Here is a 15,105-nt window from a genome sequence, read left to right on the forward strand (position 1 = left end):
AATTAAAGTCTACTTTAAAGAGAGTTCCGTTTGGTGAGAAGGAACAGCAAGTTTAATTGAAGATGGTCTTGATCAAAAAGCGGTATTTGCGAGCAATGGTGAGTGAATACTGGGTGCGCCCATTACAGCGCTAGAGTTGTTTGACTCGTTAAGGCCGATTTTGTGAGAAATCGGTAAAATTAGGTGGTAACACGGGAGCAAAGTCTTTCGTCCTTGTCGATTTATTTCGATGGGACGAAAGATTTTTTTTTGCGAGAGAAAAGGAGGATGATGGTTTGATAGAATTTAAAGATGTGTCGAAAACCTTCACCACAGAAAAGGGAACGGTTAAGGCGATTAAAGACGTCAACATGAAGATTGAAGATGGCGAAATCTTTGGGATCGTCGGTTATTCAGGTGCTGGAAAAACCACGCTGATTCGAATGCTAAACGGTTTGGAGACGCCGACCACCGGTGAAGTTGATGTCAATGGTACTAAAATCTCCAACCTCAATCGGGGCGATTTACGGAAGAAACGCCACAAAATCGGAATGATTTTTCAACATTTTAATCTCCTCTGGTCACGGACCGTTCTCAAAAATATTGAATTTCCGCTTGAAATTGCGAAAATTTCTAAGAGTGAACGGAAAAAGAAAGCCGAAGAACTGATTAAACTTGTGGGTCTTGAAGGCAAAGAGGATGCCTATCCATCTGAATTATCTGGTGGGCAAAAGCAACGGGTTGGTGTTGCTCGTGCTTTAGCTAATGATCCTGAAATTTTACTTTCTGATGAAGCAACCAGTGCACTAGATCCGCAAACAACTGATGAAGTGTTGGATCTGTTGTTAGATATCAATAAGCGACTGGGGATCACAATCATTTTAATCACGCATGAGATGCACGTGATTCGTAAGATTTGTGATCATGTGGCGGTATTAGATGGTGGTGAGATCATTGAAACTGGCGAAGTTTTAGAGGTCTTTAAGCATCCCCAACAACCAATTACCAAACGGTTCGTTTATTCAGAGGCAGCGCCGTCACCGGAGGATACGAATGTGGCAGTTGAGCAACTGCTTAAGGAATATCCAAACGGACGGATCATTCAGTTAACTTTCCACGGTAACCAGGCCAATTTGCCCATCGTTTCGGAAATTATTCATAAGTTCCCGAAACTGCGAATTAGTATTATTGAAGGTAATATTCATCAGACGGCAGAAGGGGCGATTGGCTCGCTTTTCTTGCAACTAATTGGTGATGAACCGGATATAGAAGGTGCACTAGATTATCTGAAGACTATGCGTGTTGAAACCGAGGTGATAGAACATGGGCGGTAATACAGGATATTTTGAATTTAATACAGTTGATTGGAACCAGATGTGGAGTGCCACTTGGGAAACCGTTTGGATGACCGTGGTTTCCATTGTGGCAGTAGCGGTATTAGGCTACTTCATTGGGTTGTTACTATTCGAAACAAGCGGCAGTCACAACCTTGTCGTTCGTATCATTAATTGGGTTGTCGCATTGTTTGTGAACGTTTTTCGTTCCATTCCCTTTATTATTTTGATTGTGTTGCTCTTACCATTTACGCGGCAGATGGTCGGCACCATCATTGGTCCGGTAGCCGCATTACCTTCGCTGATTATTTCTGCAGCACCGTTTTATGGCCGGATGGTTGAGCTGGCGTTTCATGAAATTGATCGTGGCGTTTTGGAGGCTGCAGATGCAATGGGAGCTAATCAGTGGCAGATTATTACAAAGGTTCTTCTGCCCGAAAGCTTACCAGCATTGATTTCGGGGATCACAGTCACCACAATCTCATTAATTGGCTATACCGCAATGGCCGGCGCAATTGGTGCTGGGGGACTTGGAAACCTTGCTTATCAAGAAGGGTTCGAGAGTAGCAACAATACAGTCACTTTAGTCGCCACGGTTATTATTGTTATTATTGTTTTCGCATTTCAGTTTGTTGGGGATTTCGCAACCCGCAAAGTTGATAAGCGAGTTGTTTAATATTTAGGAGGAGTTTGAATATGAAGAAGAGTAAGATTTTTAGTTTATTGGCAATTGCAGCAACCGCATTATTATTAGTTTCTTGTGGAAAGAAATCAAGTTCAACGAAGACGACTACCATTACAGTTGGCGCATCTGCTGTGCCTCATGCGCAAATTTTGAAGCACGTCCAACCTCAATTGAAAAAAGAAGGCGTAAACTTGAAAATCAAAGTATTCCAAGATTACGTGTTGCCGAACAAGGCTTTAGCTAGTGGTGATATTGATGCCAACTATTTCCAACACATCCCATTCTTGAAGCAATGGAACCAAAAGAATAAGGGAAATTTGATTGATGCCGGGGCTGTTCATTTGGAACCCATCTCAGTATTCTCTAAGAAGTATAAGCATTTGAAAGATTTGCCAAACAACGCAACTGTGTTAGTAAGTAGTAACACACCTGATTATGGCCGTGTTTTAACGATCTTCAAGGATGCCGGCTTAATTACTATCAAGAAGGGTGTGGATATCACAAGTGCAACCTTCTCAGATATTGCCTCTAATCCAAAACATTTACAATTTAAACACAGTTATGAACCAAAATTGATGCCACAACTGTACAAGAATAACGAAGGAGACGCCGTCGTTATTAATGCGAACTATGCCGTTCAAAGTGGTTTGAACCCAATTACACAATCCATCGCAATTGAAAAATCAAGTTCGCCTTACAAGAATATCATTGCAATTCGTCCTAACGAAAAGAACAACAAAGCAATCAAGAAATTAGTTAAAGCTTTACAATCGAAGAGTACTCAGTCTTGGATTAAGAAACATTACAAGGGTGCTGTTTTACCAGTTAAAGCAACAAACTAAGCAATAAGAAAGTTAGAAAACTGGAACAACAGTTCAAATTGTTCCAGTTTTTTTATACGATTATGGCTCACTGCTGGACCCCCCAGAAATTGATTTTAAAGCCAGTTATATGGTTTTAGCATCAATCTAATTTGGCAGCTGGATCCTTTGTTTGTATTGACCAGTTCATTTAAAATGGTAGGATAGGATTAGTAATGAGAAAGGGTGTTAAAATGCGAAAATTTGGAATTATTGGTTTAGGAAATGTTGGCAGAACCGTAGCATATACCTTGGTAACTAAGGGAATTGCTGATTCGTTAGTTTTAATTGATAAGGATCCAAAGAAGTCCCGGGCAGAACAACTCGATTTGCAAGATGCCCAGGCGAGACTAAATACGACAACCCAAGTGTCAATTCAAGATTACGACGCTTTAAAAGATGTCGAAATTCTATATATTTCGGCGGGGGATATTTCAATTTCAACCAATGGCGGCGACCGATTTGATGAATTTAAATTCACGGCAGCAGTCGTCAAAGAAATTGCACCTAAAATTGTGGCTTCTGGATTTCATGGCTTTATCATTGATATTATGAATCCTTGTGATGCGGTCACAAGTTACTTACAAAAATTAACTGGCTTTTCAAAGCAACGTGTTTTTGGCACCGGGACCTTTTTGGATACAGCCCGAATGCAACGGGTGGTTGGTGAAAAACTTCATGTGAACCCCAGAAGTGTGGAAGGTTACGTGTTGGGTGAACATGGGAACACACAGTTTGTGGCTTGGTCGAGTGTTCGGGTCCAAGGGCAAGCTATCCAAGCCTTACCAGCAGCTTCAAATTTTGACTTTGATCAATTGGCTGACGAGGCAAAGCAAGGTGCTTGGGAAGTGGCATCAGGCAAGGGCTTTACTTCAGATGCCATTGCTACTTGTGCCGTCAGTTTAGGACAGGCCGTCTTAGCGGATGCCAAGTTGGTTTGTCCGGTATCAGGCTATAGTGACCAATTTGAGACTTACGTGGGGTTACCTGCGATAGTGGGTAAAAACGGGATTGAGTCGGTAGTTGATTTGCCTTTGAGTGAAGAAGAACAACAGAAATTTGCAGCATCAGCTAAAATGATTCATGACAGTGTAGCTAAATTAGCTTAATTTCAACAAGTTTATGACCTCTACAATTTTTTTGAGTTTATTCTGAAAAATTGTGGAGGTCTTTTTTGATTGACAGTAAGATGGACACCTGGTATAGTTAGCTACATGAGTAATTAACCAAACTACCTAGGGGGAATCATCATGACAGAAAAAGCAGTCATTGACGTTCAAAACGTGACCAAAGTTTACGGAAAGAAAAATGAAAAGCAGTATACAGCTTTAAAGGATGTTAATTTTAAAGTAGAAAAAGGTGAATTTGTCGGTATTATGGGCGCTTCGGGTTCTGGGAAGACCACTTTATTGAATATTTTAGCTACCATGGATAGGCCAACTGAAGGTCAGGTATTTGTGGGGCAACAGGATATTTCAACGCTTAAAGGTAAACAGCTTTCGGATTTTCGTGCCAAACAGATTGGTTTCATTTTCCAAGATTTCAATTTGCTGGAAAGTTTAACCAACGCCGAAAATATCGGTTTACCGTTAACCTTGCAAGGAACCCGCAAACGCCAGATTAACGAATTGGTGCATCAAATTGCTGGCCAATTGGGCATTGCCGATCTTTTAACTAAGTATCCAGTGGAAATTTCAGGCGGACAAAAGCAGCGCGTTGCGGCAGCTCGGGGACTGATTTCACGTCCACAGATTATGTTTGCGGATGAACCAACTGGAGCTTTGGATTCCAAAAGTGCACGTGAACTTTTGGAGACCCTTAAACAGGTTAATGAAGAAGAACAAGTTTCGGTTCTGATGGTCACACATGATCCGTTTTCAGCAAGTTATTGCAAACGTATTTTATTTATCAAGGACGGCCGAATCGGTGAACAACTGGAAGCAAAGGGTAAAACACGCGGGGAATTTTACCAGATGATTTTAAGCAAGTTGGGTACATTCAATGATCAGGGGGAGGATGTCGATGTTATTTAAGTTAGCTTTTGTCAGTATGCGTGACCGCTGGCGTGATTACTTGGTGCTCTTTTCCGGATTAATCATTTCCGCGGCAATTTTCTACATGTTTGAAGCCATTGCAACGAATCAAGCTTTGATTAAGGGCAACATTTCGTTTGGTGTGGCGTCGGTCGTTTTCCAATTTGGCTCAGTCTTATTAGCTATTATTACGCTAATTTATATTGTTTACGCAGATTCCTTTTTGATGAACTTACGTGAACATGATTACGGACTTTTTATTATGTTAGGCGGCAAAAGATTCCGCTTAGGTCTCTTGATTTTTCTAGAGACACTGTTGATCGGGATGATTTCGACAATTATTGGTATTTTAGCAGGAATCGGTTTAACAGGTGGGCTTTCCTCCTTGCTGATGAAACAACTGGGCGTTCAGATTACGCATTTTCAAGCTTTCAACGGTACAGCAATCTTAGTAACCGTGATTTTCTTTGTGGTGATTTTCTTCTTAGCTGCTCTGATTAATCAGTATAAATTACTGCATAAAACCGTTTTAAAGCTGTTAAAAGGAGATACAGAAGCCGACCAGCCAGTGAAGGTATCTTTTTGGCGTTATTTGGAAGGTGTGCTGGGCCTCATCTTGATTGCGATTGGCTACTGGGCGATGGGTGCCGTTGAGACGTTGGTTTTGAATGCAATCCCCATTGCACTTGTGACCATTGTTCTGGGAACTTACTGTTTGTACCATGCCTTTTTCCAACTTTTAATCCATCGCTTATCTAAATCAAAATGGGCCTATAAAGGGTTAAACGGCTTTACTTTTAGTCAACTTAGTTTTCGAATTCGGGACTATACAAAAATGTTGACGGTGGTTAGTATTCTTTTTGCTCTGGCCCTCGGTGCGATTACAGTTGGGATGGGTTACCATCGGTTGATACCTAGTATCTCACAGCAAAACTCAGCTTATGATTTAGCAGTTCTGAAGCAGTCGGCCAGAACGCAAAGTTTGACCAAACAGTTGGATTTGAAGCAGCAGACAACCTACCAGCGAAAAGTTGTGGGAACCACTGCTTACTTTATCAAAGACGAATTTGAGAAAACGCCTTTCCGAGTGGCAACTGGAAACCTGGATCGGACCGTTTATCGCCAGGTTTCGCCTCATCAAATTAAGCCTGGCAGCCGTGCAGAAATGCAATTGATTATGCTGCAATCAAATGACCTTACCCGAATCGGGAAGGCTGAATTTGTTTCACGAACAGCCTTTAACAAGATAAAAGCACCTATCAGTCCGTTAACCGTTTTAAGAACTAATAGTGTCAGCAAAAATGCCCCTGTATTGAAAAAGATTGCGGATGATCAGACCAAACAATTTGGTGGCAAGATTACGCTACAGCAAATGGGTGGTGCCTATCCAGCCTATCAGGTTGCAAACCTGATGTTTGGCGGTCTGGAATTTGTCGGTTTCTTCTTAGGACTGGCTTTCTTAACCATGTTAGCAAGTTGCTTAATGTTTAAGATTTTGAGTGGTGCTCGTGCAGACCAACGCCGTTATCATATGTTGAATCGCTTGGGCACGCGCCAGAATTTGATCAAGAAATCTATTCGCCGTGAGATCGGTGTGCTGTTTGGCTTACCAGGAATCTTAGGGATTATCCATGTCTTATTTGGTTTAAGGCTCTTTGCACCGGTAATGGCCGGCAAGCAGTATGCGGGATTAGAAACGCCATTTATTATTTTCTTGCTGCTCTATTTAGGGTATTATTTAATTACGTTATTTATTTATGAAAAACTAGTCGTGCCAACTGTACGTATGCAGTCATAAAAGGTGGTGAGGATATGCAATTTGATTTTACTGGACAGGAACCAATTTATTTACAGGTCGCAAATCAAATTGAAGAGGGCATTTTTACAGGAGCTTTTGAAGAGGAAACTCAAATTCCTTCGACAACGGAAATGTCACGAGAATTTCATATCAATCCAGCCACAGTTTTAAAAGGCATGAACATTTTAGTTCACGAAAAATTGATCGAGAAACGCAGAGGTTTGGGGATGTTTGTTAGGGATGGGGCCTATCAGCTCATTTTGACCAAACGGCAGGCTGCGTTTTATACAGATTACGTCAAAAAAATTGTGCTGGAAGCCAGAAATTTAAAGTTAACAGAAAATGAGCTGATTGCACTGATTAAGAGGGGGTATAGTGTCAATGGGGATCAAGGTTGAACGAATCACCAAGAAATTTGGGAAAAAGGTGATTCTAGCGGATATTAACTTGGCGTTGGAGCCCAATCGGATCTATGGGTTGTTGGGTCGCAATGGGGCAGGCAAGAGCACCTTACTCAACATTATGAGTGACCGTATTTTTCCGACAAAGGGTGCCGTTCTCCTGGATGATGTGCCTGTTCATGAAAACGACGCTCAGCTGGGAAAACTCTATTTGATGAGTGAAGTTAATCTATATCCGAAGCGCAGTCGTGTTCGGGAATTATTTAAAACCACTAAGACCATGTATGGGAATTTTAACGAGCCGTATGCCGAAAAATTATGTGGCGCTTTTGGTCTTAGTCAAAAGGCACGCTTTGGTCAGTTATCAACGGGGTACCGTACGATTTTTAAGTTGATTGTGGCCTTGTGTGTCCCGGCGGACTATGTTTTCTTGGATGAACCAATTTTAGGTTTGGATGCCAATCACCGCGAACTTTTTTATCGGGAATTAATGGAAAGTTACGGTGAGCATCCCCGCACCTTTGTCATTTCTACCCATATCATTGAAGAAGTCGCAAACATGATTGAACATGTCTTTATTGTCGAAAATGGAAAAATTCTTATTGATGATGATGTTGATCATATGTTGGCACAGGCCTATTTGATTACGGGTCCAGCCGACAAAGTTGCCGCATATACACAAGGGCTTAATGTGATCGGTACAGAGTCGTTGGGTAATTTGAAGGGAAATTATGTTTTTGGCGAGTTGAACAATGATCGTGAAATTCCGGATACGGTGCAAATTTCGCGTATGGATCTGCAAAAATTGTTTATTCATTTAACTAGTGAGGAGGTTAGTCATGAAGACTAAACAAGTTTTTCAAGATAAGCTCGGGTATTATCTTAAAGGGCTGGCTTATACTTATCTCTTAACACTTGCGGCCATCTTTCTTTTACCAATCACTTTCGCGATAATTTTCACTGGCGGCTTGGACGGCATCACGTTTAACAGCCTGTTAGAGAACGACTTATTACCATTTATCTCAGTGTTTTTCTTGATGATTGCTGCTTACCGAGTGTACGAACCGTTCAAGTTCTATATTCAAAATGGGATTTCGCGCCAAACGGTTTGGAAGGCAACCATGGGAACTTTAATTTTGAGTAGTTTGTTGATGAGCATCGTCAACTATCTTTATTACTATGCATTGATTTTACCGATTACGGGTAAAACTGACCATACGATGTTTACGACAGGATTCGGTAAATTCTTGGGACTGGGTAATTTTTGGAATATTCCGGTTCAAATTATTTATGAATTTTTGTTACTGCTTATGTTTGCACTTGCGGGCCACTTTTTTGGCAGTATTGCGGCGTTGGTCAAAAAACGAACCCGACTCTTTTTGTGGTTAGCGGTTCCCATCGGTATGGGCGTGATTTTAAGTTTTGTGATCAGATTCCAGAATGAAATGGATTTACATTTGGTTGAAAAAGTTTTGAAATTTGTTTTTGGGTACACACCCTATGCGGGCAAATGGAATCCCTTTTACCCGATGGGAACTATGGTGGTCTTAAATCTGATTGGCATGGGTTTAACCTATTGGCTACAACGCCACCTCACAATTAAAACTCAATAAAAAAGGGCTTTTAATTTTTAACCTTCTAATGATTAGGAGGAAAAATTAAAAGCCTTTTTGTCAGAAATGAAGTTTAAACCGGTTTACTGAATTTCCACGAGGTGCTTGTAAAATGCTGTGTAAACGCCTTGTGAATAAGGCACGTACCAGATAAAGCCAATTCCGAAACTGAATAGGCAAAGGGCCAGCCAGCCTAGCAGACTGAGTTTAAGTAAGAAAAATTCCCACTTGTGACCATCCATTAATTTCCGGCTCATAGTGATGCAATCAACGTATTCAATCCGATCGCCATTGCCGGCAGCCAATTGATCTTTATAAATCAGATAAGACTGCGAATAAGAAAAATACTTAATAATGCCAGGAATGATAAAAAGCACACTCCATAGAAATAGAAAAATAAATTGTAAAATAAAAATTGCGAGGGTAGGAATAAAATAACGGCGCGTAAAAGCCTGAAAACCGCTTTTGAGCGGCGAAAAAACGAGGTTAGGCTTGCGTAACCAATCTAAGTAGGTGTAGCTGATCCCCACACCAATAAAGGTCACCAGCGCGGTACGTAAAAAACTCCATGCCCCAGAACTATTGGTTGGGGTGTCTTCACTGGCATAGTCCGACGCTTGTTGGGTAACTATTTCTGGATTTTTTATGAAGAGATACAAAGCGGCTAAGATGAGCAGAGAAATCATAAACCCCACGATAGCACGCACCACCACCGGAACGATGGCAGTGAGAGTTGCTTCTCCCCAGCGGCCTTTAAAAGTTTGTTTGACTTCTTGTTTAAGAGCTTGACGAACACGATGATTTGACATATTTTTCTTCTCTCCTTTTTACCTATTTTAACATGAACGCATAAATAGACAACTCAGGTTAGTGAGTTGAAACGGACTTTTATTTGCAAAATCCGGGTAGTTCCAGCTAGTTTTCAAGCTAACTCGTATTGCTACCTTTTAGCGAATGATGTGGTGCGCAAGAAAAATGGATGCGGACAACTTGAAAAAAGCTTTTGCAGGGCAAGCGTGGTAAAATTAACCTATTACTGAAGGAGAACTGTACTATGAAAGAAGTCGAAAAAACACGGACAAAATTACAAGATTTACGCGTAAAGCTCCAAAATGGACAAATTTATCAATCACTCTTACCAGAAATTGATCATATTATGGGATCGGTAGCACGCAGCGCGCCAACACCAGTTCAGTTGCCTGATGATCAAGACGGCATCTTGGATTTGCTACAGAAATTACGTGATCAGCTAAATGACCATCAACTGCAAACCATTTCCGATCAGGATTTATTCACCCTATTTCATCACATTGGGTCACCAAATCCAGCTGTGCGTGACAAAGGGGTGTACTTTTTATTTAGTGATATCTTGCAACAGCAAATTACTTCTAAAAAACAACTCAAGATGCTTTTCACACGGTTAGTTCAAGATGAGAGCTTATTCGGACACATTACAGAACCGGAAAATGACGGCATTTTTCAACGTTCATTTAGTTTAATGTTTCTTTCCACTATTTTGTATATTGACCGCGCGGGTTCGCATTTTATTGATGATGAAAGTAAAAATACGCTGGTAGATCAGTTAGTGACTTACATGGCACTTGAAGTGGATACGAGAGGTTATGTGGGACAGAAGGGCTGGGCCCATGCTTATACGCATATTGGCAATGTATTGGATGAACTGGCGGTTGATAACAGCCTGGTACGAGCTGATAAGCTTTTGATGTTGGCCGTCCTGCTGGTTCGCTATAAACGTTTGGACACGCCACTGATCTTTGGTGAACCCGAACGTTTGGCAGCATACATTGCTAATTTAACAAGGCAAAATAAACTTTATAGTGATTTCTTACTCTTAGCTTTAAAAAACTGGCGCCATGAGCTGGTTTCTATTCAAACCAGAGAAAGCGAAGAAATGTGGACCCGTTTGTATAATCGGCAGCATTTACTGCAGGCAATGGTGTTGAATCCCGAGATGCCCAAGGAGATTAAAGTTTATTTGAATGAAGAGAATGATTTTCGGTTTTAAGGAGTAATTAATAATGAGTGAACAAATTAAAGCAGTTGGGTTTTATAAAGGTCTCCCAATCAGCGACCCTAACAGTATGATGGATGTTAAAGTGTCCCGACCACAAGCAGCGGGCTATGACGTTTTAGTCAAAGTAGCGGCCGTTTCGGTCAATCCGGTTGATACGAAAATGCGCCAAACGCATCCCGAAACGGATCAGCCGACGGTTCTGGGCTTTGATGCCGTGGGCGAGATTGTGGCTGTTGGCAAACAGGTAGGTAATTTTCAGGTCGGCGATAAAGTCTATTATGCCGGGGTCAATAACCGTCCTGGTAGTGATCAAGAATTTCAATTAGTTGATTCGCGGTTAATTGCCCACGCCCCACAAGCGATTAGCTCGGAAGAGGCCGCAGCAATGCCACTGACTAGTTTGACGGCGTGGGAAGCCCTTTTTGAACGTATGCCAATCAAAGCCGCAGCCAACGCAAACAAAGGGAAAAAAATCCTCATTGTTAATGGCGCTGGCGGCGTGGGTTCCATTGCAATCCAGTTGGCTAAATGGGCTGGTTTACAAGTGATTACAACGGCAGCACGACCAGAAACGGTTGAATGGGTTAAAAATTTGGATGCAGATTTAGTTTTGGATTATCATCAGTCATTAAAGGCCCAATTAGCGGCTGCCCAGATTACCACGGTGGATTTCGCGACTATTTTTCAATCTACGGATCGGTACTTGCCTATTTTAGCGGATTTAGTAGCTCCTGAAGGCTTCATCACTTCAATAGTGGAAAATGTAGCGCCGTTACCAATGGGACTATTAAAAGCGAAGAGTATTACGCTTGCGTGGGAATTTATGTTTACCAAGGGGATCTATCAAACAGCCGACATGGCCTCGCAAGGCAAAATCTTAACTCAAATTGCCCAACTGTTAGATGAACAAACCCTGCGTTCAACGTTAACGCTGACCTTAACCGGAATTAATGCCGAAAACTTGCGGCACGCCCATGAGCTCGTTGAAAGCAATCAAATGATTGGGAAGATTGTCGTGACGGGAGGATTTAATGCGGCCTAGGTTGGGAAATGAAATTGTTTTCAGGAGAAATTCATGTTATACTTTAGGTTCTATAAAAAATCTAAATGATAGGATGGATTTTAATGAGAACGGATAAAAAAATACACGTAGGCTTATTGTTTGGTGGTAATTCTTCTGAACATGATGTTTCGAAACGTTCTGCCCATAATATCTATGACGCTATGGATAAAGACCGTTATGAAATCAGTTTGTTCATGATTACCAAGGATGGTTACCTGTTGAGTGATGCTTCGTCACGTCGTATTTTTGATGGTGAATCTGAAGATGGTGAATCTGAAGATGTTGTTGTTGAAGACGCTATGCGGGCAGTGGACAAAGGCAATCCGTTAGCCCCAGTCTTGAATTTGAGTAAGCAGCGCGATATTGATGTTTATTTCCCAATTATTCATGGTAACTTAGGTGAAGATGGCACCATTCAGGGTCTTTTGCGCTTGTTGCAGAAGCCTTATGTCGGAAGCGGTATTTTATCCTCAGCGGTCTCTTTTGATAAAGACGTTACGAAACAATTGTTAACCCACAATGGCATTCGTAACACAAAATACCTTGTCATCACCCCGGAGACACGTCAGAAGTACCCTTACGATTTTTGCCGGGATTTGCTTGGCGAGATGCTTTTCTTGAAACCAGCTAATCAAGGCTCTTCAGTTGGCATTCATAAGGCAACAAATGAAGCCGAATTTGAAGCTGGATTAGATGATGCTTTCCGCTATGACTTCAAAGTGCTGGTGGAGCAATCAATTGAACAACCAGAAGAAGTAGAAGTTTCCATATTAGGAAATGAGCAGCCGAAAGCTTCTGAAGTGGGGCGGATCATTGTACCTGAATCCGACACGTTTTACGATTATAATAATAAGTTTGTGGATGCTAGTGGCGTACAATTTGAATTGCCGGCCAGCATTTCGGATGAGTTAGCCGGAGAAGTGCAACAAATGGCACTGGATGCTTACCGGGTGCTGGGATGTCGCGGTTTAGCACGGATTGACTTTTTAGTTGACCATGACAAAGTTCCTTATCTAAGCGAAATTAATACATTACCTGGATTCACGAACATTAGTTTATATCCGCAACTTTGGGAAGTTTCGGGAATCAGTTATAACAAATTAATTGATCATTTAATTCAATTGGCGTTTGACGAATTTAAACGCCGTTCAAAATTACATTATGATTTTACTCCGTTAGATGCGGAATAGTTCAACTAAATGATTTCACGGGAATGCGTTTCCAATGATGTTATGGACCCCTCGCTGAAAGTCTTTTCAGATCATGGGAAAAAGATGTTTTAACTTCGCGCATGCCAATGGAAGCCGAATGATTCGTTCTTTGAATCATTCGGCTTTTGTCGTTAATCAGAGAAGGTAGCTTTGTGGGGGCTTCGATTATTCAAGTTCAGCGATTGAAAGAGGTGGGGAGATTTTCCCGGCTTCTTTTTAAACCCATAATTTTTTCATTTTACCGCTGAATGGTTTTGCTCAAAACTTTACCATGGTAAGATGGGTATAGTGGGGGATGTGGCACATGATGAAACGTTTCTTTTTTCAGGATTTTGTACGATTACAAAAATTAAATAAGTATCTCATCCAGTCTGATGAGAATCTTTATTATACCAGTCTAACGTTTTTAGTTGGTATCGTGGCGAGTATGTTAATTGAGCATGCTTTGTTTTTGTCGGAGAATTTCCTTTTAATTCCGTTTAAGATTTTTTTTGCTGTTATGATTATTTGGGGCATTTTTATTGGGTTGATGGCAGGATCTCTGGCTGTGAGCGGCTATAAACATCAGCGGCCGTTGAGTTTTGGTCATCTCAAACGGCTTTTACGGCACTTATTTAAGCAGAATGCGTGGATCGGTTTTGGCTATTTCTTATTTTATACGATAATTGCTATCCCGCTAGGTGGTTTTGGTTTTTCAACCGTGATTCTGGCACATTTGCCCATGAATCTGACGTTGCAAAATTTCATTTTCGCGCACCGCTGGGTTGTTGCCCCGATTTTTATACTCCTGTATGTGGGGCTGTGTGTGATTGCTTTACGCTTGATTTTAGCTATTCCAGCGATGATTAGTTACGAATGTACTTTAAGAGAAGGCTTGCAACTAAGCTGGCAGCTCACGAAAAAACGTGTTTGGCGGATGGTAAGTCAAATTCTGGTGATTGTGGTGCGGGTTTCTGTTCCGTTGTTTCTGGGCGGATTTGTGTTGCTTGCAACGCTTTCCCAGTTGAATAAGTTCATTCACCAAGCCAACGTGGCGTTAATTTTTATGATTTTGGCCATCACACTCACAGAACTCCTTTTTGTGACGTGGTTTTTGGTTTTTATGACGGGGTTTCTCGCCCAATTAGTAGATTGGGTCGCACTGGCCCAGCTGCCACTGGCTAAGGCTCCGGTGTTTAAAAACGCCTTGCCCAACTATGAGAAGTGGGACATTAAACAGATTCAACAGATTGGCTTTGCGTTATTAGGGCTTTTGCTGTTGGTTACGCCAACCTATGCCTATTTTTCAATTCAAAGAAATGAACATCATACACAACAGGTTGTCACCATTTCGCATCGCGGGGTTAGCGATCGCAACGGCGTTCAAAATACCATTATGGCTTTGAAAAAGACGGCGAAACTAAAACCGGATTACGTTGAGATGGACATTCGCGAAACGCGGGATCATCAGTTTGTTGTCATGCATGATGCGAATCTAAGTCATTTGGCGCATCGCAATCAAGCGACTTGTGAGTTAACCCTGAAGCAATTGACGAAATTGACCATTCGCGAAAACGGCTATCAAACTAAGATCAGTTCGTTTTCCGATTACCTGCGCACGGCACACCGGTTAAAACAGCATTTGATCATCGAAATTAAGCCCAGTCGTGGGGATTCAGATGATTTAATCCAGCTGTTTGCAAGGAAGTATGCACGCAATCTGAGTGCACATGGAGATCTCGTTCATTCACTGAATGGGACCTATATGCAACAACTTAAAAAACAAGCCCCAAAAGTGACGACAGGCATTATCACCCCCTTCAATATTGCGCGGATTCCGGCGAATTCAGCGGACTTTTATTCACTGGAATTTCATACGTTAAACCGCCAATTTATTCAGCAAGCTTGGGCAAAAGGTAAGAAAGTGTTTGTCTGGCCAGTTGACGGTAAAGCACCCATGAAACGAATGCTGGCTTTGCGCGTGGATGGTATCATCACAAACCACTTACAGAGATTGCAGTCCGTTATCCGTACGCGGAATGCAACGGATTTGAGTCAGTATGAAGTGCTCAATAATTTAATCGAACTGTGGTAATAATGCGTATCTTATTCAT

General features: G+C 41.6%; 14 protein-coding genes. 13 read left to right on the plus strand and 1 reads right to left on the minus strand.

What is annotated here, in order from left to right; genetic code table 11:
- Window positions 1-275 precede the first annotated feature (275 nt).
- From ACLJJ6_RS03060 to ACLJJ6_RS03100, 9 genes are all read left to right on the plus strand, one after another.
- Window positions 276-1,313, plus strand: coding sequence for a methionine ABC transporter ATP-binding protein (locus ACLJJ6_RS03060; protein ID WP_412989973.1), 1,038 nt, complete (start codon window positions 276-278; stop codon window positions 1,311-1,313).
- On the plus strand, window positions 1,303-1,989 hold the full coding sequence (locus ACLJJ6_RS03065) for a methionine ABC transporter permease (protein ID WP_412989974.1): 687 nt from the start codon (window positions 1,303-1,305) through the stop codon (window positions 1,987-1,989). Before ACLJJ6_RS03060 ends, ACLJJ6_RS03065 begins: the two co-directional genes overlap by 11 nt.
- 20 nt (window positions 1,990-2,009) lie before the next feature.
- Complete coding sequence (locus ACLJJ6_RS03070) at window positions 2,010-2,840, plus strand: MetQ/NlpA family ABC transporter substrate-binding protein (protein WP_412989975.1); 831 nt, start codon at window positions 2,010-2,012, stop codon at window positions 2,838-2,840.
- A gap of 212 nt (window positions 2,841-3,052) precedes the next feature.
- Window positions 3,053-3,967, plus strand: coding sequence for an L-lactate dehydrogenase (locus ACLJJ6_RS03075; protein WP_412989976.1), 915 nt, complete (start codon window positions 3,053-3,055; stop codon window positions 3,965-3,967).
- Between the two features lie 141 nt (window positions 3,968-4,108).
- Window positions 4,109-4,891 carry an ABC transporter ATP-binding protein gene (locus ACLJJ6_RS03080; RefSeq protein ID WP_412989977.1) on the plus strand — a complete coding sequence of 261 codons (783 nt, stop codon included), beginning with the start codon at window positions 4,109-4,111 and terminating at the stop codon, window positions 4,889-4,891.
- Window positions 4,881-6,689: an FtsX-like permease family protein gene (locus ACLJJ6_RS03085; protein ID WP_412989978.1), complete on the plus strand. Its 1,809-nt coding sequence runs from the start codon at window positions 4,881-4,883 to the stop codon at window positions 6,687-6,689. Before ACLJJ6_RS03080 ends, ACLJJ6_RS03085 begins: the two co-directional genes overlap by 11 nt.
- A gap of 14 nt (window positions 6,690-6,703) precedes the next feature.
- Window positions 6,704-7,087, plus strand: a complete 384-nt coding sequence (locus tag ACLJJ6_RS03090) for a GntR family transcriptional regulator (RefSeq protein ID WP_412989979.1) — start codon at window positions 6,704-6,706, stop codon at window positions 7,085-7,087.
- Entirely contained in the window at window positions 7,071-7,940 is an 870-nt protein-coding gene (locus ACLJJ6_RS03095) for an ATP-binding cassette domain-containing protein (RefSeq protein WP_412989980.1), read from the plus strand. The genes ACLJJ6_RS03090 and ACLJJ6_RS03095 overlap by 17 nt, the downstream gene beginning before the upstream one ends.
- Window positions 7,930-8,703, plus strand: coding sequence for a hypothetical protein (locus ACLJJ6_RS03100; RefSeq protein WP_412989981.1), 774 nt, complete (start codon window positions 7,930-7,932; stop codon window positions 8,701-8,703). Before ACLJJ6_RS03095 ends, ACLJJ6_RS03100 begins: the two co-directional genes overlap by 11 nt.
- A gap of 83 nt (window positions 8,704-8,786) precedes the next feature.
- Here the strand turns inward: ACLJJ6_RS03100 and ACLJJ6_RS03105 are convergent, their stop codons facing one another.
- Window positions 8,787-9,512 carry a DUF975 family protein gene (locus ACLJJ6_RS03105; protein ID WP_412989982.1) on the minus strand — a complete coding sequence of 242 codons (726 nt, stop codon included), beginning with the start codon at window positions 9,510-9,512 and terminating at the stop codon, window positions 8,787-8,789.
- A 245-nt stretch (window positions 9,513-9,757) separates the two neighbouring features.
- On the opposite strand from ACLJJ6_RS03105, the gene ACLJJ6_RS03110 reads away from it, so the two are divergent.
- From ACLJJ6_RS03110 to ACLJJ6_RS03125, 4 genes are all read left to right on the plus strand, one after another.
- Window positions 9,758-10,729, plus strand: coding sequence for a DUF2785 domain-containing protein (locus ACLJJ6_RS03110; protein WP_412989983.1), 972 nt, complete (start codon window positions 9,758-9,760; stop codon window positions 10,727-10,729).
- A gap of 13 nt (window positions 10,730-10,742) precedes the next feature.
- The gene (locus ACLJJ6_RS03115; protein WP_412989984.1) at window positions 10,743-11,780 is read left to right on the plus strand and encodes a zinc-binding alcohol dehydrogenase family protein; all 1,038 of its coding nucleotides are present in this window, start codon (window positions 10,743-10,745) and stop codon (window positions 11,778-11,780) included.
- 83 nt (window positions 11,781-11,863) lie between these two features.
- Window positions 11,864-12,991, plus strand: a complete 1,128-nt coding sequence (locus ACLJJ6_RS03120; RefSeq protein ID WP_412989985.1) for a D-alanine--D-alanine ligase family protein — start codon at window positions 11,864-11,866, stop codon at window positions 12,989-12,991.
- 325 nt (window positions 12,992-13,316) lie between these two features.
- On the plus strand, window positions 13,317-15,086 hold the full coding sequence (locus ACLJJ6_RS03125; RefSeq protein ID WP_412989986.1) for a glycerophosphodiester phosphodiesterase family protein: 1,770 nt from the start codon (window positions 13,317-13,319) through the stop codon (window positions 15,084-15,086).
- The last annotated feature ends 19 nt before the right edge of the window (window positions 15,087-15,105 follow it).

The sequence above is a fragment of the Pediococcus siamensis genome (assembly GCF_047220215.1).
GTDB lineage: Bacteria > Bacillota > Bacilli > Lactobacillales > Lactobacillaceae > Pediococcus > Pediococcus siamensis.

Coding starts and splice junctions, on each gene's coding strand:
- ACLJJ6_RS03080 (WP_412989977.1), top strand. CDS start 4,109: ATGACAGAAAAAGCAGTCATTGACGTTCAAAACGTGACCAAAGTTTAC.
- ACLJJ6_RS03085 (WP_412989978.1), top strand. CDS start 4,881: ATGTTATTTAAGTTAGCTTTTGTCAGTATGCGTGACCGCTGGCGTGAT.
- ACLJJ6_RS03065 (WP_412989974.1), top strand. CDS start 1,303: ATGGGCGGTAATACAGGATATTTTGAATTTAATACAGTTGATTGGAAC.
- ACLJJ6_RS03115 (WP_412989984.1), top strand. CDS start 10,743: ATGAGTGAACAAATTAAAGCAGTTGGGTTTTATAAAGGTCTCCCAATC.
- ACLJJ6_RS03105 (WP_412989982.1), bottom strand. CDS start 9,512: ATGTCAAATCATCGTGTTCGTCAAGCTCTTAAACAAGAAGTCAAACAA.
- ACLJJ6_RS03095 (WP_412989980.1), top strand. CDS start 7,071: ATGGGGATCAAGGTTGAACGAATCACCAAGAAATTTGGGAAAAAGGTG.
- ACLJJ6_RS03090 (WP_412989979.1), top strand. CDS start 6,704: ATGCAATTTGATTTTACTGGACAGGAACCAATTTATTTACAGGTCGCA.
- ACLJJ6_RS03070 (WP_412989975.1), top strand. CDS start 2,010: ATGAAGAAGAGTAAGATTTTTAGTTTATTGGCAATTGCAGCAACCGCA.
- ACLJJ6_RS03100 (WP_412989981.1), top strand. CDS start 7,930: ATGAAGACTAAACAAGTTTTTCAAGATAAGCTCGGGTATTATCTTAAA.
- ACLJJ6_RS03120 (WP_412989985.1), top strand. CDS start 11,864: ATGAGAACGGATAAAAAAATACACGTAGGCTTATTGTTTGGTGGTAAT.
- ACLJJ6_RS03110 (WP_412989983.1), top strand. CDS start 9,758: ATGAAAGAAGTCGAAAAAACACGGACAAAATTACAAGATTTACGCGTA.
- ACLJJ6_RS03075 (WP_412989976.1), top strand. CDS start 3,053: ATGCGAAAATTTGGAATTATTGGTTTAGGAAATGTTGGCAGAACCGTA.
- ACLJJ6_RS03125 (WP_412989986.1), top strand. CDS start 13,317: ATGATGAAACGTTTCTTTTTTCAGGATTTTGTACGATTACAAAAATTA.